We start from the raw sequence: 16664 nt of genomic DNA, 5'->3' as shown, positions 1-16664 counted from the left end.
AGTGGTGTTCAGCCTGGACGATGACCATCGAGAGCTGCAGGCCGTGGCCCGCGAGGTGGCCCGCGACCTGGTCGCGCCGCACGCCGCGCGGGTCGACGCCGAGGGCGTCTTCCCCCGGGAGTCGGTGGCCGGGCTGGTGCGCGCCGGCCTGCACGCGGTCGGCCTGCCCGAGGCGTATGGCGGGCAGGGTGCCGACCTCCTCGGCGCCGCCGTCGTGGCCGAGGAGATCGCGCGCGTGTGCACGACCACCCAGCAGGTCGTGGGGGGCAACGAGCTCTTTGCGTGGCCGCTGCTGCTCGGCGGGTCCGAGGAGCTCAGGCGGCGCTACCTGCCGCGGATCGCTTCCGGGGAGTGGCTCGGCGCGTTCGCGCTGTCGGAGCCGGAGGCCGGCAGCGACGTGGCGGCGATGACGACCCGTGCCCGCCGCGACGGGGACCACTACGTGCTCAAGGGGACCAAGCGCTGGATCACCAACGCCGGGGAGGCCGCGGTCTACGTCGTCTTCGCGGTCACGGACCCCGACGCCGGGGCTCGCGGCATCTCGGCCTTCGTGCTCGAGGCCACCGACGACGGCATCGAGCTCGGCGGCCTCGAGCGCAAGATGGGGCTCAAAGGGTCCCCGACCCGCGAGGTCGGGCTGCGGGACGTCCGCATCCCCGCCGACCGGCTCGTGGGTGAGGAGGGGCAGGGGCTGCGGCTGGCGCTCGGGACCCTGGACCGGACCCGCTGCATCGTGGCGGCGCAGGCGGTCGGGCTGGCCCAGGGGGCGCTCGACGTCGCCGTCGACCACGCCCGGCAGCGACGGCAGTTCGGGCAGCGGATCGGGGACTTCCAGGGGTTGGCCTTCCTGCTCGCCGACATGGAGGTCAAGGTCCGGGCCGCGCGGCTGCTGACCTACGCGGCCGCGGAGGAGGCCGAGCGCGGCGGGCCGGACCTGAGCGCGGCGGGGGCTGCCGCCAAGTGCTTCGCGTCGGACACCGCGATGGCCGTCACGATCGACGCGGTGCAGGTGCTCGGAGGCGCTGGCTACACCGCGGACCTGCCCGTCGAGCGGATGATGCGCGACGCCAAGATCACCCAGATCTACGAGGGCACCAACCAGATCCAGCGGGTGGTCATCGCCCGGGCGCTGCTGCGCGACCGGTGAGACACTCCCCCCATCACCAGCAAGGAGGCTCGTCATGACCACGGTCACCGCCACCCCCGTCGCGATCGTCGGCGCCGGCCCGGCCGGCCTGATGCTGTCGCACCGGCTCGCGCAGCGGGGCATCGACTCCGTCGCGATCGACACGCGGACCCGCCGGGAGATCGAGACCACCCACCGGGCCGGGATCCTCGAAGCCGACAGCGCCCAGATGCTGCTCGACGGGGTGTCCGACCGGATCCTGCGCGACGGCTACGAGCACGAGGGGGTCGAGCTGCGGCTGCACGGCCAGGGCCACCGCATCGACTTCCGGGAGCTGGTGGGAGCCTCGGTGTGGCTCTACCCCCAGACCGACGTCTTCATCGACCTGGCCGACGCGCGCGAGCGCGACGGGGGGACCGTCCACTTCGGCGTCACCGACGTGGCGGTGTCCGGCATCGAGTCCGACTCTCCCGTCGTGGGATTCACCGACGCCGACGGCCAGCGCCACGAGCTGCGCGCCCAGGTGGTCGTGGGCTCGGACGGCTCCCGCAGCCAGTGCCGCAAGCTCGTCCCGGAGGCGCGCCGCCGGATCTACGGCAAGGAGTATCCCTTCGCGTGGTTCGGGATCCTGTGCGAGGCGCCGATGAGCGCGCCGGAGCTGATCTATGCGCAGTCCTCGCGAGGCTTCGCCCTGATCAGCCAGCGCACCGAGTCGCTGCAGCGGATGTACCTCCAGTGCGACCCCGACGAGGACGTCGACGCGTGGAGCGAGGACCAGATCTGGAGCGAGCTGCAGGCCCGCGTCGCGGGCGACGGCTTCGAGCTCCGGACCGGGCCCATCGTCGAGCGGGCCCGGCTCAACTTCCGCTCCTTCGTGCAGGAGCCGATGAGCCACGGTCGACTCGTGCTCGCCGGCGATGCGGCGCACACCGTGCCCCCGACCGGCGCCAAGGGGCTCAACCTGGCGCTCGCGGACGTCAAGGTCCTCGCCGAGGTGCTCGAGCAGGCCTTCGGGACGGGCGATCTCGCGGTGCTGGACACCTATGGCCCGCGCGCGCTGGCCCGGGTGTGGCGAGCGCAGAACTTCTCCTACTGGATGACCCAGATGCTGCACACCCCGCCGGGCGCGGACGCCTTCGACGTGCGGCGGCAGATGGGCGAGCTGGAGACCGTGACCTCGACGGTGCAGGGCCGGGCCTACGTGGCGGAGTGCTACACCGGCTGGCCCAGCCACCCGGTCGCCGGGTGAGCCCACCCCCACCTCCCTCCCTCGCCCCGCCTCCCTCCCTCGCCCCGCCTCCCGTCCTCGCCCCCTCCCTCGTTGAGAGGCGACAAACCGGGCCCATCCGGCGCCGATAGCCCCCATCTGTCGCCTCTCACCGAGGGGTCGTGGAGCTCGGCGCCGCCCAGGCTCCCAGCCCACGGGCGTACCGTCGTCGGGTGAGCCTGGACCACCGTGCGACAGCGGACCGGCCGGGCGACCGAGGCCCGGTCGCCTGGGGGGTCGGGCTGGCCTCGGGGGCGGTGACCGTCGGCGTCGCCGAGCTGCTGGCCGGCCTCCTCCAGCGTGGCGGCTGGTCCCGGGGCACGCCCTCCCCGATCGACGCGGTCGGGGGCGCCTTCGTCGACCGCACTCCGCCGTGGCTCAAGGACTTTGCCGTCTCGACCTTCGGCACCCACGACAAGGCGGTGCTGTATGCCGGGATCGCCGTCACCCTCGTGGTGCTCGCCTGCGGGCTCGGGGTCCTGGCCCTCCGCACGGCCCGGGGTGCCCTGGTGGCGCTCGCGCTGCTCGTCGGGGTCGCGATGGCGGCGGTGCTGTCCCGCCCGCACGCCGCCGTCACCGACCTGGTCCCGCTGCTGGTCGGGGGCCTGGCCGGGATGTGGGCGCTGTCGCGCTGGTCGTCCGGCGGTCGGCAGCGGGTGCGCGCGTGCCCGACCGAGTCGCCTCAGGTGTCGCGCCGGGTCCTGCTGGGGTCCGGCGTCGCCGCCGTCCTGGCAGGTGCGGCGGCCGTGGCGGTCGGTCGCCTCGCGGCGGGTGGCGCACGAGCCGGGGCGCTCGCGCGGGCGGCGTTCGTCGTGCCGAAGGTTGCCAGGCCCGTGGTCGTGCCCGCGGGGGCCGAGCTGGGCATCCCCGGGGTAACTCCGTTCGTCGTCCCCGACGCCGACTTCTACCGGATCGACACGGCGCTGGTCGTGCCGCAGGTCGATCCCGCCACCTGGTCCCTCCGCGTGACCGGTCTCGTCGACCGCGAGATCACCCTCGACTGGTCGACCCTGCTGGCCAAGCCCATGCAGGAGTCGATGATCACGCTGATGTGCGTCTCCAACGAGGTGGGCGGCACGCTCAACGGCAACGCCGTCTGGACCGGCTGGCCGGTGCGAGAGCTGTTGCGCGAGGCCGGGGTCCGCGAGGGGGCGGACATGGTGCTGTCAACCAGCGTCGACGGCTTCACCGCCGGCACGCCGCTGGAGGCCCTGACCGACGACCGGGACTCGCTGCTCGTGGTCGCGCAGAACGGCCACGCCCTGCTGCCCGAGCACGGCTTCCCCGTGCGCCTGGTCGTGCCTGGCCTCTACGGCTACGTCAGCGCTACGAAGTGGGTGACCGAGCTCAAGGTCACGACCTTCGCGGCGGACCAGGGCTACTGGACACCGCGCGGCTGGTCGGCGCTCGGTCCGGTCAAGACCCAGTCCCGCATCGACGTCCCCCGCGACGGGGCGACCGTGGCCGCCGGCACCGTCGCCGTGGCGGGCGTCGCGTGGGCGCAGCACCGCGGGATCACGGGCGTGCAGGTGCAGGTCGACGGCGGCCCCTGGGTCGACGCCCGGCTCGGCGCGGACGCCACGTCCGACGCCTGGCGCCAGTGGGTCTACGAATGGCCGGCCACGGCGGGGCGACACACGATCGCCATACGGGCCGTGGACGCGACCGGGGAGCCGCAGACCGCCGAGTCCGCGCCACCGGCACCCAACGGCGCGAGCGGCCACCACACCATCTCGGTCACCGTCTCCTGACCGAGCCGCCCCCGACCGCCCGACCGCCCGACCGCCCGACCACGCAGCCCCCTCCACCGACGGGTGGCGCACGGGGACACCGACCACCGGCTACCGCACCCTGTCCAAGGTCATGGCCGACCCCTAGCCGGTCCGCCGGGGGACCAGCCGCCTCGCCAGCCACGCCAGGGCCTGGGCCGCTCCAGCGCCTGCGCCCCGCTGGTGGTCCACGGCGTCCACGTCGAGCCAGTCGACCAGCGCACCCCGACCCTCGTAGTCCCGACGCAGCTCACGGGCCACCGCACGCGGCACCACCTCGTCCTGCAAGGAGTGGTAGAGCAAGGTCGGCGCTACCGGCGCGCGGCGGCCGAGGAGCTCCCCGTCGAGCACGCACGCCCAGTCCGGGGCGTCCCAGGGCAGGTCGCGGACGGTGAGCTCGCGCAAGGGAGCTCGGTGCTCGAGCAGCAGCCGACGGACATCGAGGTCGACGACGCGTGCGGCGGCGGCGCGGCCGCGCGCGTTGAGGATGCGCCACAGCTCGGGCCGGTCGTAGGCGTGCGCCAGGCCCACGAGCACGGCGAGCGCCAGACCCGAGCACGGGCCCGCGTCGAGCGCTCTCGCGAGGCTCCGGAGGTCGGCGGGCACACCCCCTGCTGCGACACCCCTCAGCGGCAGCTCGGGAGCGTAGCCAGGGTGGACCTCGCCCGCCCAGGCCGCGCAGCGCCCGCCCTCGGAGTAGCCCCACAGGGCCATCGGCGCACGGGCCGACACACCCGGCACGGCATACGTCCCGGCCCGCAGGACGTCGAGCATCGCGTGACCGCCGGGGTCCCCGGCCCCGTAGGTGTGCGGTCCCGCCATGCCCAGCCCCTCGCCGTCCGTCACCGCCACGGTCCAGCCGCGGCCCAGGGCCAGACCGATCAGCGGCAGCTCGGGCTCGTGACCCGTGCGCAGCAGGTATGACGGGGCGCAGTCGCGGCCGAGACCGTGGACCCCGACGCCATAGCTGACGACCGGCCGCTCCCCCGGACGCCGCCAGGACCGGGTCGGCACCAGCACCGTGCCGGAGACGGCCGTGGGCCGGCTGCCGGTCCCCACCGACCCGTGCACCACCTGCCACGCGCGGGCAGGGACCCCGGTGGCGAGCTCCACCTCACGGATCCGGACGACCTCACCGGGCGCGGGGGACCCGTCCACGGGGGCGTAGAAGGGGTCGAGCGACGGTGGGCGGGTCATGGGTCTCCTCCTGGCAGGTCGACGTCCCGCACGCTGCCGGCCAGGCCTGTCATCGACCTGTCACCGGGGGCGTCGACCCTGACAGGGCGGTGAAAGGGGCCCGTCCGACGCTCGTCCCTCATCCAGCAGGAGGGGACATGACCACCACCACCGAACCCGCGCCCACCACGCTCACGACCACCGGCGCCGGGGTGCCCCGCGCCATCCACGTCCGACCCCTCGCCGCCGGCGACACCGCGACCGTGCACGAGGTGGTCGGGCAGCTGTCGCCGGACTCCGCCTACCTGCGCTTCCACACCGGGATGCGCCGGCTGCCCGAGCCGGTGGCCGTCCGGTGGGCCCAGGTGTCAGCGCAGCGGCAGCAGGCTCACGTGGCCGTGGACGGCGCGACGGGGCGTGCCGTCGGTATGGCGCAGTGGTTCCGCACCGCGGGGACCGACGAGGCCGAGGTCGCCGTCATGGTCGCGGACCTGTGGCAGGGACTTGGTATCGGGGCTCGACTGGTGGCGGAGGCGATCCGGTCGGCGCGCGCGGCTGGGGTGGTCGAGCTGCGGGCCGACGTGCTGCCCGAGCATCGGCTCATGCGCGGCTGGCTGGCGAGGCTGGGGGCCTGTCAGGACCTGTCCGACCCGACCGTGCTGCGCCTGTGGATCGCGTCGGCGGGGGAGGTGCCGGCGTCCGCACCTGTGGTTGCATGACCAGGTGCGGGTAAGGGTGCTCGGCCCCCTCGGGGTCGAGCTCGAGGACGGCATCGCGGTCGCCCCGCGGGGGGACCGGCCGCGCGCGCTGCTGTCCGTCCTGTGCGTCCGCCACGGCCGACCGGTCACGGGGGACGCGCTGCTCGAGCAGGTCTGGGGCGAGCGTGGCGCCGCTCTGACGGCCACGGCCGTCCACACCGTCGTGGCTCGGCTGCGCCGCGGGCTCGGGGCCGACCTCGTCCGGACCTCGCCGCTCGGCTACCTCGTGCCGCCCGAGGTCGAGGTCGACGCGGACCGTTTCACCGAGCTGGCGCTTCAGGCCACCGAGGCGGTGGCCGGGCCGGGGTGCGAGCGGCTGTGCCGTGATGCCCTCGCCCTCTGGCGGGGGCGGACGGCATACGACGGGGTCGAGGCCGAGGTCGTGCTCCCCGAGCGCGTCCGGCTGGACGAGCTGCGGCGACTGGTGCGGGCCACCCTGGCCACCTGCCTCCTGGCCCGCGAGGGCGGCCGCGAGGCCCGCGACGCCGCCGCGGCCGAGGCCCTGCTGACGGCGCGGGATCTGACCAGCGACAACCCCCTGGACGAGCGGGCCGCCATGATCGCGATGCGAGCCGCTCATCGCCTGGGACGCACGGGAGAGGCCCTCCTCGTCCACGAGGAGCTGCGTCGGGCGTTGCGGACCCAGCTCGGGGTCGACCCCGGGACGGCCGTCGTCGACCTGCACGCCCGGATCCTCGCGCAGGACAGCGCCCTCGACCGTCCGGCTGCCCTGCCCCTGCACCCCGGTCGCCGGCTGCCCGTGCCGGCCACCCCGACCGTGGGCCGCGAGGAGGAGCTCGCCACCGTGCTCCAGCTCCTGGACAGCGGCAGGCGGCTCGTGACCATCACGGGCCCTGGTGGCGTCGGCAAGTCGCGCCTGCTGGCCGACGTGGGTGCCGCGCTGCGCCCGGGCGCGGAGGTCGTGCACCTGACCCTGGCCGGCTACGGCGGCCGCACCGCCGACGACCTGGCGACCGACCTGGCCCTCGCCATGGGCGTGCCGCTCGGCGGCGAGGACGCCGTGACCTCGCTCGTCCGGTCACTGCGGTCGGCGCAGGGGATCGTGCTCCTCGACGAGGCCGAGTGGGTGGTGCAGCCGGTCGCCGAGCTGACCCTCGCCGTCCTCGCGGGTGCGCCCGACGTGCAGGTCGTCGTCGCGTCCCGGATCCCGCTGCAGGTGGTGGGAGAGCGCGTCCTCGAGCTCGAACCCCTCCCGACCCCTCCCCCCGACAGCCCGCCGGAGGTGCTGCGCGCCTCCCCCGCGATCCGGCTGCTCGCCGACCGTCTCGACGACCGTGGCGTGACCAGCTCATCCGCTTCCCGGAGCAGCTCGCTCGCCGAGCTGCGGGTGCTCGCCGAGGTCGCCGCCCGGCTGGACGGCCTGCCTCTCGCGCTGGAGCTGGCCGCGGCCGCCGCGGACATCACGTCACCCGCGCAGCTGGTCGACCTCGTGCGCCGACCACTCGACCTGACGTCCACCGAGCACGGACGCCCGGACCGTCAGGCGTCGTTGCGCCGCACCCTCACCTGGAGCGTCGCGCGCCTCGATCCCCTCGAGCGCCGGGTCCTCGGGAGGCTGTCGGTCTTTGCCGGACCCTTCACCCTCGTGGCCGCCAGGGGGGTCGCCGGGCTCGACCCGTCCCAGGTCGACGCCGCCGTGCGACGGCTGGCCACCCACCACCTGCTCGCCGTCGACCGCAGCGCCGAGGTCATGACCTTCCGGTTGCTGCGGACCATCCGGGACCTCGCGCGCGAGGAGCTCGTCGCGCCCGACGAGCTCGCGGACGCCCGGGCGCGGCACCGCTCCTGGTTCGCCGGCCTCTGGCGGGACGTGCCCCTGTGCGACGCCCTCGTCGAGCACCTCGGGCGCACCCACGAGGACCACCACGAGGCCCTCGACGACGCGCTGGCCGCCGGCGACGACGTCGCGGCCGCGGACATCGTGACCGCGCTGTGCCGGTGGTGGCTCTTCGTCGAGGCCCCGACCCAGGGACTCCGGTGGACGGCAACGCTGCTCGCGCGCCCCGGCCTCGGGCACCACCAGCGCGCGCGGCTGCAGATCCTGCGCGGTGCCTTCGCCCACCGGCTCGTCCTCGCCCCCCAGGACTACGACGCGCTCACCCTCGCCCTCGCGGACGACCCCGACTGGACCTGCCTGCTCGAGCTCCTCCTCACGATCGATGCGTATGCCGCCGGCGACCTCCCCCTCGCCGACCGCCACCTCGCTCGCGGGCTCGGCACCGCCACCGACCGGGCACCCCACCACCTGCCCGAGCTCGTGGCGACGCGGGCCGTCCTGGACGCAGCGGCCGGTCGCGCCGAGGCCGCGGTCGCGAGCGCGCACGAGGCCATGGCCCGGGTCGGCCCCACCACGAGTGCCGTGCACCACGTCACCGTCGTGCCCAAGGTCGCCCTGGCGCTGCTCGACGCAGATCGCCCCGCGGAGGCCCTGGACCTGCTGCACCGGTCCGTGCGCGAGGCCGTAGCACGGTTCGGCATACAGCCGACGGCCACGGTCGCGACCAACGCGGGCTGGGCCGCTCTCGCGCTGGGCCGGGACGAGGACGCCACCGGGTGGTTCCGGCACGCGATGGTCGGGCCGCACGCGTTCGTGTCCGCCGCGGCGCTGGGCGAGTGCTGCGTGGGGATGGCGGCCGCTCTCGCACGGCGCCGGCCCGCCGTGGCCGCCGAGCTGCTGGGCCTCGGGGACCAGCTGCTCGCGCAGGAGGGCGCCGTCCTGCCGCCGTCCCTCGCGGCGCATGCCGACCGGGCCCGCGCGGCCCTGGACCCGTCTCGCCCGCCGTCGTCGTGGACCCCGGAGCTCGCGATCGCGCGTGCGGTGCAGCTCGTCGACGACCTCGAGGCCGGGGGCCCTCTGCGGTGACAGGCCCGTGAGCCCACCTTCCCTTCGCCTCGCCCCCTCGCCTCCCCTCGCCCCGCCTCCCGTCCTCGCCCCCTCGCCTCGCCCCCTCGCCCCGCCTCCCGTCCTCGCACCCGCCTCCCCTCGTTGAGAGGCGACAAACCGGGCCCATCAGGCGCCGAAAACCCCCATCTGTCGCCTCTCAACGAGAGGTGGTCGACGCGCCATGATGGGCGCATGGGACGGCTCGTCTACACCAGCATCGGTTCGCTGGACGGCTACGTCGCCGACACGACCGGCGACTTCGGCTGGTGCGCGCCCGACGAGGAGGTCCACGCCTACCTCAACGCTCGGGAGCGCGGCGCGGTCACCCAGCTCTACGGCCGGCGCCTCTACGAGGTCCTGCGGGTCTGGGAGACCTACGGCACCGAGCCCGACGCCCACCCCGTCGAGCGTGAGTATGGCGAGCTCTGGCGCAGCCAGCACAAGGTCGTCTTCTCCAGGACGCTGGACGACGTCACCACCTCCCGCACCACGCTGGCCCGGACCTTCGACCCGGCCCAGGTCCGGCGCCTGGTCGACGACACCCACGGCGACGTCGGCATCGGCGGGCCCGAGCTGGCTGCCGTGGCGCTGCTGGCCGGCATCGTGGACCAGGTCGAGTACTACGCCAGCCCGGTGATCGTCGGCGGCGGCACGCATTGGCTGCCGGCGGGGCTGCGGCTGGGGCTGCGTCTGGTCGACGCCCACCGGTTCTCGTCCGGCGTCGTGCACCTCGTCTACCAGGTGACCTGAGGTCCGCGCGCCTGCACCGAGAGTTCTCCCCGGGTTTCCCAGATCGTCCCAATGTATGACGTTACGGGGTGTCACATGACACAGACCAGCCGGGACATCTCGTCACTGTCCGCCACCGATCGCCTGGCGCGTTTCCTCGAGTGGCCGACGGTCCGTCGCGGCCCCTACGGCTGGGGCCGGGTGCTGGCCGGCTTCGCCCTGCTGGTCCTCGGCTGCGGTCTCGTGGCGGTCGGGGCCGGCACGCTCCTCGGGATCGGCGCGTCCGTCGAGGGCGAGCCGACGCAGCCGACGTCCCCCGCCCGCGGCGTACTCCAGGCCGGGCTCCCGATCGCGCTGTGGGGCCTGGTCGTCGTGGCCGTCGCCCGGATGGTCTTCAGGATGCGCGTGGATGACCTCTTCTCCCACCTGCCGGGCATCCGCTGGGGGCTGCTGGTGCGTGCCGCCCTGGTGGCGCTCGTGTGCCCCGGGATCCTCTTCACCATCATGAGCGTGGTCAAGGGACGCAGCGCGCAGCTGACCACGCCGGCCCTGCTGGGCGTCCTCGCGGCGGTGATCGTCATACCGCTGCAGTCCATGGCCGAGGAGCTCATCTTCCGTGGGTTCTCGATGCAGATGGTCCTCGGCAAGCTGGGGACCTCCACCGCCCGCTACTGGGTGGCCAGCCTGGTCTTCGGCATCCTCTTCGCGTCCATCCACGCCGCCTCCAACCTGACGGTGTGGCTGGCGCTCATGGCCTTCGCGCTGCTCTTCTCCTACCTCGTCTGACGCCTGGCCGGGCTCGAGGGGTCCATGGGCCTGCACATCGGCAACAACGTCGCCCTCGGCATCCAGGGCGCGCTCGTCGGCACCGACCTGGCGACCCGCCAGTCCAACGCGACGGCGACGGTGGTCGAGGCCCTGGCCCAGCTGGCCGTCGCGGCCCTCGCTGCGGCCATCATCGTGCGGCTGGGTCGCTGCGACGAGGTCCGCCGGCCGCGCGAGGTCTGACCCGGAGGTCAGTGCGGGAGGGCCTCCGGATAGACCGGCTGCCACATGGCGTCCTGCACCGCCTGCACGACGTTGTCGTGTGGCAGCAGTCTGGCACCGCGCGTCGTCCGCCCGCTCCACGTCGTAGTAGCGGTAGCCGGTGCGCTCATCCACCGTCGTCGCGGGCAGGACCCCGGCGTCGTGGTAGTGCCGCAGCCGCTTGACGCTGAGGTGCGTCATGCGGGCGAAGGTGCCGATGGGGACGAGGGTCATGGCGACAGCCTGACGTCTCCCGTCATGGGAGGGTCAAGCCCGCTGCCTCTCCGGGCCGCGACAGGACGTGTCGAGCGGGTGGCCGTGCTAGTGGGGACCGTTGGCGCGCAGTCCCGCACGCTGGGCTGCGGCGGCGAGCTCGTCGTCATACGTGAGCATCTCGTCGACGTCGAGGCGCAGCGCGGTCGCGAGATGGATGGCGTCCGCGCTGCGCAGGCCCCATCCGGATGATGCCGCGCGCATCAGGTCGTCTCGCGTGACGTCGACCAGGGTGACCGCGTCCAGCGTGTCCCGGACCGACACCGGGTCGAGCTCCCGCCGACGCCCGAGGGCGCAGTGCAGCTCGGTGTGGAGCAGCATCGAGGCGACCAGACGGTCGCCGTCCCGTGCTCCCCGCGTCAGGGCGTCAGCCAGCGCGGCGGACTCGGACTCGTCGACGAGCAGCTTGAGCGCGGCAGAGGTGTCGAGATATCGGATCATCGGTCGCCGCGGAGGTCGGCGAGGATGTCCGAGGACGGCTCCGAGGCCACTCGCCGGATGCGGGTGAAGTCGGTGCGTGGTCGCCTCGCGGGGCGCAGCTGCCCAGCCAGCTCCAGTCGCGCGAGCGTGGACGCGGTCGGCGGGGACAGGATGGCTGCCACGGTGCCGTGGTTGGTCACCGCCATCGACTCGCCGGCCGCGACCCGCGCCAGGATCGCACTGCTGTTGTTGCGCAGCTCCCTGTGCGGGATGGTCTCCATGGCCTCCTCCTCCGCAGATCGCCTGCCGTAGCAATCGTAGCAGTCGTGGGTGGAGGGAACTGGCCGGGACCCGGGTCGCGGACCTGGCGGGCTGCCGATCAGCTGGCCGTATGCCGCCCGCCATGCCCGGCGGGGCGTCCGACGGCTCGTGGTCCCGCTGGTGCGGCCGGTCAGCGGGCGCTGACGGTGCGGGTCGGGCAGTATCGGCTCTCAGGGCCGCTGCTCCTGTCCCGGCGCATAGGCGGGACAGGCGCTGCGCACGACCCGCCACCACCTCCAGCAGAGGATCCACCATGACCCACAGCAGGACCATCGTCATCACCGGCGCGAGCGACGGGATCGGCGCGGCCGCCGCGCGACAGCTCCGGGAGCGCGGCCACCAGGTCGTCGTGGTCGGGCGCTCGGCGACCAAGACCGCCGAGGTGGCGCGCGAGCTCGGGGCGCCGCACCACGTCGCCGACTTCGGTGACCTCGCTCAGGTCCGCGCTCTCGCGGACGAGCTGCTGGCCGCCTACCCGCGCATCGACGTGCTGGCCAACAACGCGGGCGGCGTCTTCGCGCAGGAGACCACCGCGGATGGGTTCGACAAGACCTTGCAGGTCAACCACCTCGCCCCGTTCCTGCTGACCCACCTGCTCATGGGGCGGCTCGTCGAGTCGGGGGCGAGCGTCGTTCAGACCTCGAGCATCGCCCACCGGATGGGGCGGCTAGACCTGGACGACCTCGACAACGCGCGCAGCTGGAGCCCCAACAAGGCGTATGGCGACAGCAAGCTCGCCAACATCCTCTTCACCCGGGAGCTGGACCGCCGCCACGCGGACCAGGGGGTGCGGGCCGTGTGCTTCCACCCGGGAGGCATCCGCACCAACTTCGCCAACGACACCACCAGCATCATGCGGTTCGTCTACCACACCCCCCTGCGCCGGCTGATCCTGGAGGACGTCGACAAGGGCGGCGCCCGCCTCACCTGGCTGGCCGACGGGACGGCCGGCAGCACCTGGGAGCCGGGCGGCTACTACGAGAAGAACCGGCTGGTCACCAAGGTCAACCCCCAGGCCGACGACGCCGGCCTGGCCCAGGCCCTGTGGGAGCGCAGCGAGGCGCTGCTGATGCTCTGAGCCCGTCCCGGCGGGAGCCACCGTTGGGCGCCGCTGTTCGCCATACTGCAACGACCGGATCCACACGACAGCCGCACCAGCAGCACGCGGCGGGGCAAGGAGAGGTCAATGGCGACGCACGTCGAGAAGTCCATCGAGGTGTCCGTGCCGGTGAGCACGGTCTACAACCAGTGGACGCAGTTCGAGGACTTCCCCCAGTTCATGGGCGGGGTCCAGAGCGTGACCCAGCTCGGCGACGACCGTCTCGAGGGGGTCGCCGAGATCGCCGGGGTGCGCCGCCAGTGGCAGGCGCGCATCCTGGAGCAGATCCCGGACCAGAAGGTCGCCTGGGCCGCCACCGAGGGCGCCACCAACGCCGGCGCCGTCACCTTCCGCGACCTCGGCAACGGCCGCACGTCCGTGCCCCTGTCGCTGTCCTACGAGCCCGAGGGTCTCGTCGAGAAGGCCGGCGACAAGCTGGACATCGTCGGGAAGCAGGCCGAGGGCGACCTCGAGCGCTTCAAGACGTTCATCGAGGCCGAGGGCTACGCGACCGGCGCCTGGCGGGGCACGGTCGGCGCGGGCGCGCAGGCGGGCACCCCGGGCGTCGAGGACGCCGCCCTGTCGCGCGGGGACAGCGGCAAGGCCGGGGTCTCCCCCACCGCCGTCGCCGCCGGCGTCGGCCTGGCCGCTGCAGGTGTCGCGGCTGCCGCCATGGCCGGCAGGAAGAAGTCGTCCGACGACGACGTGACGTATGTCGAGACCGCCCCGGTCGAGGCGGCGCGCATCGAGACGGCACCCGTCGACGCGACGCGGGACGACTCCACCCCCGTGATGGACACCACCCGCACCGACCGGGTCGAGGGCGACGCCGACGTCCGGATCATCGACCCCATGGAGTACGGCCGAGACGCGGACGACCTGCATGACGGTGACGCCGGTCGCTTGGACGACGGCGACGCCACTCGTCGCTGATCGCGACCAGCCACCGCGGAGCCACTCAGCCTCATCACGAAGGAGTCATGATGCGAAACCCCCTCGCCACCACCGGTCCTCGCAGAGCCATCGGCACGGCCGCCCTGGCCCTCGCCCTCTCGATCGGCGCGACGGCACCCGCCGACGCGATGCCGTATGCCGCGTCCGGCGCCCCCGCCCGCCTGCCCGCGGCGTCGTCGGCTGCGGCCACGGATCTGAGCGCCTACGCCGACCCGCAGCTCGGTCCGAACGTGCTCGTCCTGAAGCCGACGATGACCACCGCGCAGATCCGGGGCGTCTTCGACGCGGTGGCGCAGCGCCAGGTCCCCAACCACTTCGGGCCGGAGCGGTACGCCATCCTCTTCGAGCCCGGCACGTACGGCTCGGCGGCGGACCCGCTGGTCGTGCAGGTCGGCTACGGCACGCAGGTCGCCGGGCTGGGGCGGACCCCCGCGGACGTCGTCGTGCACGGCTCGATCAACGTCTACAACCAGTGCGACGCCAACGGCTGCATCGCGCTCAACAACTTCTGGCGGTCCCTGTCCAACCTCACGATCAACGTCGCGGGCGGTGAGGGTTGCCGCAAGGACACGCAGTTCTGGGCGGTGTCCCAGGCCGCGCCGATGCGCGACGTCGTGATCAACGGCAGGACCACGCTCATGGACTACTGCACCGCCGGGCCGCAGTACGCCAGCGGCGGCTTCATCGCGAACTCCACCCTGACCGGGCCGCCCGTGGTCAACGGCTCCCAGCAGCAGTTCTTCGTCCGCAACACGGCCCTGCCGGGGTGGAGCAACGGCGTGTGGAACCAGATGTTCGTCGGCTCGCCCGGCGCGCCGGCGACGACCTTCCCGAGCACCGACCCCGGGCCGTACACCACGATCGACCGCACCCCCGTCGTGCGGGAGACCCCGCGGCTCGTGACCCGGCCGGACGGCACCCGCGCCGTCCTCGTGCCCGGCGTGCGCACGGACAGCGCGGGCCCGGCCACGGCGGCCGGGCGCGAGATCCCGCTGGGCCAGTTCGTCATCGCCACCCCGGCCTCGAAGGTGCCCGCCATCAACAAGGCCCTGCGCGAGGGCAAGCATCTGCTCCTCACCCCGGGCACCTACTCGCTGCAGCAGACGATCAAGGTCACGCGGCCGGGGACGGTCGTGCTCGGCCTGGGCCTGCCCGCCCTGTCGCAGCGGACCGGGCAGCCGGTGCTCGCGACCGCCTCCGTGCCGGGGGTGACGATCAGCGGAGTCATGATCGACGCGGGCGCGAAGCGCTCGAAGACGATCCTCCAGGTCGGTGACGCGCACGGCAACGCGGGCTCCACGCGCCGGTCCGGCGGGTCCGGGGACACACCGACCCTCGTGTCGGACGTGTTCCTGCGCGTGGGTGGCGCGGCGGCCGGGTCCACGACCACGGCGATGACGGTCGACGCCTCCGACGTCGTCCTCGACAACATCTGGGCGTGGCGCGCCGACCACGGTGCGGGCGTCGGGTGGGCCACCAACCCGGCCGATCACGGCGTCGTGGTCAACGGGGACGACGTCACGGCATACGGCCTGTTCGTGGAGCACTTCCAGCGCACCGAGGTGGTCTGGAACGGCGAGCGCGGCCGCGTCTACTTCTTCCAGAACGAGAAGCCGTACGACGTGCCGTCCCAGTCCGCCTGGATGATGACCCCGGCCTTCAAGGGCTACCCGGCATTCCAGGTCACGTCTGGCGTGCGCTCCTTCGAGGGCTGGGGCATGGGCAGCTACAGCTTCTTCAACCAGCACCAGGGCATCCACCTGTCCACGGCCTTCGTCGCGCCGACCAAGCCCGGCGTGCGCCTCAACCACCTACTGACCCGGTGGCTCGACGGCGACGGCGGCATCGACTCCGTCGTCAACGGCGTCGGCGCGCCGGTGGACGCGGCGCACCCCGGGCCCTCGACGGTCGTCAGTCACCCCGTCGCGACGCGCTGACCGGGCTGTGCGGCGCCCCGACCCTCCTCTCGGGGGTCGGGGCGCCGACGTGCTGTCGCACGGCGTCCGTCGTCGCGAGGCGTGAGGGGTGGGAGCGGTGCGTGAGCGTGGCGGCGGGCCATTGATTTTCGTCGCGTCAGGAGCGTTGACGGGTCCGGTCCAGGCTCCTGACGATCGGCCGAGAGACTGTGTCCGGCGGGGATCGGGGTTGCGGACCTCGCGGGGTGCCGATCAACTGGCCGTATGACGCCCGCCCTGTCCCTGCGGCCGCTGCGCGTCGCGGACGCCGACGCCATGGTCGAGGTCCTCGCGGACCCGTCGCTCCATCTGTTCACGGGCGGCGAGCCGCCCACCCGCGAGGAGCTGGCCGCCCGCTATGCCCGGCAGGTCGTCGGACGCTCGGCGGACGGCTCCGAGCAGTGGCTCAACTGGATCGTGCTGGCAGGCCCCGACCCACGGCCGGTGGGCTACGTGCAGGCGACGGTGCCGGTCGACGGCGACACCGCCGAGATCTCCTGGGTGATCGGGACGCCCTGGCAAGGCCGTGGCCACGCCACCGGCGCCGCCCGCCTCATGGTCAAGGAGCTGGCACGGCGCGGCGTGCACCACCTCGTCGCCCACATCCACCCCGACCACGAGGCATCTTCACGTGTCGCCACACACCTCGGTCTCGTTCCCACGGACGTGATGATCGACGGCGAGATCCGCTGGACGGGTTCAGCCGGCCCGGCCTGACAACGTGGGTCGCGTCAATCATCGGGCGCGCAGGACCCAGGCCACACAGGGATCCGTCATCTCGCCGAGCATTACGCCCAGCGACGCTGCTCAGGATCCGAGCGCGGATGAGGTGGAACAGATCCGTTTGTTGGTGGAACAAGACCCAGAGGGGTGTACCACCCACGTC

General features: G+C 73.5%; 15 protein-coding genes and 1 pseudogene. 12 read left to right on the top strand and 4 right to left on the bottom strand.

The annotated features are described in order from the left end of the window. The first annotated feature begins 4 nt into the window (after positions 1 to 4). The 3 genes from ADJ73_RS05925 (at position 5) to ADJ73_RS05915 (ending at position 4144) form a co-directional block, all read left to right on the top strand. Positions 5 to 1147 (top strand): acyl-CoA dehydrogenase family protein, encoded by a 1143-nt coding sequence (locus ADJ73_RS05925; protein WP_253272678.1) that lies wholly within the window; start codon positions 5 to 7, stop codon positions 1145 to 1147. 34 nt (positions 1148 to 1181) lie between these two features. Further along, positions 1182 to 2375, top strand: a complete 1194-nt coding sequence (locus tag ADJ73_RS05920; RefSeq protein ID WP_050347496.1) for a 4-hydroxybenzoate 3-monooxygenase — start codon at positions 1182 to 1184, stop codon at positions 2373 to 2375. 191 nt (positions 2376 to 2566) lie between these two features. Further along, complete coding sequence (locus tag ADJ73_RS05915) at positions 2567 to 4144, top strand: molybdopterin-dependent oxidoreductase (protein WP_082176773.1); 1578 nt, start codon at positions 2567 to 2569, stop codon at positions 4142 to 4144. Positions 4145 to 4267: 123 nt separating this feature from the next. Here the strand turns inward: ADJ73_RS05915 and ADJ73_RS05910 are convergent, their stop codons facing one another. Then, positions 4268 to 5359, bottom strand: a complete 1092-nt coding sequence (locus ADJ73_RS05910) for a lipase family protein (RefSeq protein WP_050347495.1) — start codon at positions 5357 to 5359, stop codon at positions 4268 to 4270. Positions 5360 to 5496: 137 nt separating this feature from the next. Between ADJ73_RS05910 and ADJ73_RS16900 the strand changes: the two genes are divergently transcribed. From ADJ73_RS16900 to ADJ73_RS05885, 5 genes are all read left to right on the top strand, one after another. Beyond that, positions 5497 to 6057: a GNAT family N-acetyltransferase gene (locus ADJ73_RS16900; RefSeq protein WP_050347494.1), complete on the top strand. Its 561-nt coding sequence runs from the start codon at positions 5497 to 5499 to the stop codon at positions 6055 to 6057. A 16-nt stretch (positions 6058 to 6073) separates the two neighbouring features. Then, positions 6074 to 8980, top strand: a complete 2907-nt coding sequence (locus ADJ73_RS05900) for a BTAD domain-containing putative transcriptional regulator (protein ID WP_050347493.1) — start codon at positions 6074 to 6076, stop codon at positions 8978 to 8980. A gap of 213 nt (positions 8981 to 9193) precedes the next feature. Continuing rightward, positions 9194 to 9751, top strand: a complete 558-nt coding sequence (locus ADJ73_RS05895) for a dihydrofolate reductase family protein (protein WP_050347492.1) — start codon at positions 9194 to 9196, stop codon at positions 9749 to 9751. A 75-nt stretch (positions 9752 to 9826) separates the two neighbouring features. Then, positions 9827 to 10516, top strand: coding sequence for a CPBP family intramembrane glutamic endopeptidase (locus ADJ73_RS05890; RefSeq protein ID WP_050347491.1), 690 nt, complete (start codon positions 9827 to 9829; stop codon positions 10514 to 10516). A 24-nt stretch (positions 10517 to 10540) separates the two neighbouring features. Continuing rightward, complete coding sequence (locus ADJ73_RS05885) at positions 10541 to 10738, top strand: hypothetical protein (RefSeq protein ID WP_050347490.1); 198 nt, start codon at positions 10541 to 10543, stop codon at positions 10736 to 10738. Between the two features lie 168 nt (positions 10739 to 10906). Here the strand turns inward: ADJ73_RS05885 and ADJ73_RS17805 are convergent. From ADJ73_RS17805 to ADJ73_RS05875, 3 genes and pseudogenes are all read right to left on the bottom strand, one after another. Then, positions 10907 to 10957 (bottom strand): annotated as a pseudogene (locus ADJ73_RS17805) (hypothetical protein); the annotation flags it as partial. Positions 10958 to 11077: 120 nt separating this feature from the next. Then, positions 11078 to 11470 carry a type II toxin-antitoxin system VapC family toxin gene (locus tag ADJ73_RS05880; RefSeq protein WP_050347489.1) on the bottom strand — a complete coding sequence of 131 codons (393 nt, stop codon included), beginning with the start codon at positions 11468 to 11470 and terminating at the stop codon, positions 11078 to 11080. Next, positions 11467 to 11730, bottom strand: a complete 264-nt coding sequence (locus tag ADJ73_RS05875; protein ID WP_050347488.1) for a type II toxin-antitoxin system Phd/YefM family antitoxin — start codon at positions 11728 to 11730, stop codon at positions 11467 to 11469. The genes ADJ73_RS05880 and ADJ73_RS05875 overlap by 4 nt, the downstream gene beginning before the upstream one ends. A gap of 293 nt (positions 11731 to 12023) precedes the next feature. Here ADJ73_RS05875 and ADJ73_RS05870 point away from each other — a divergent pair, with 293 nt between their 5' ends. The 4 genes from ADJ73_RS05870 to ADJ73_RS05855 all read left to right on the top strand — a co-directional run bounded on the left by ADJ73_RS05870 (position 12024) and on the right by ADJ73_RS05855 (position 16495). After that, the gene (locus ADJ73_RS05870) at positions 12024 to 12848 is read left to right on the top strand and encodes an SDR family NAD(P)-dependent oxidoreductase (protein WP_050347487.1); all 825 of its coding nucleotides are present in this window, start codon (positions 12024 to 12026) and stop codon (positions 12846 to 12848) included. 108 nt (positions 12849 to 12956) lie between these two features. Continuing rightward, positions 12957 to 13802 (top strand): SRPBCC family protein, encoded by an 846-nt coding sequence (locus ADJ73_RS05865; protein ID WP_082176770.1) that lies wholly within the window; start codon positions 12957 to 12959, stop codon positions 13800 to 13802. 47 nt (positions 13803 to 13849) lie between these two features. Further along, complete coding sequence (locus ADJ73_RS05860; RefSeq protein ID WP_253272677.1) at positions 13850 to 15760, top strand: adenylyl cyclase; 1911 nt, start codon at positions 13850 to 13852, stop codon at positions 15758 to 15760. A 243-nt stretch (positions 15761 to 16003) separates the two neighbouring features. Beyond that, entirely contained in the window at positions 16004 to 16495 is a 492-nt protein-coding gene (locus ADJ73_RS05855) for a GNAT family N-acetyltransferase (RefSeq protein ID WP_050347486.1), read from the top strand. Positions 16496 to 16664 lie beyond the last annotated feature (169 nt).

It is taken from the genome of Arsenicicoccus sp. oral taxon 190 (genome assembly GCF_001189535.1).
Taxonomy (GTDB): Bacteria; Actinomycetota; Actinomycetes; order Actinomycetales; family Dermatophilaceae; genus Arsenicicoccus.
Note: the sequence above shows the minus strand (reverse complement) of the source record. Positions and strands in the feature narration are given on the sequence as shown.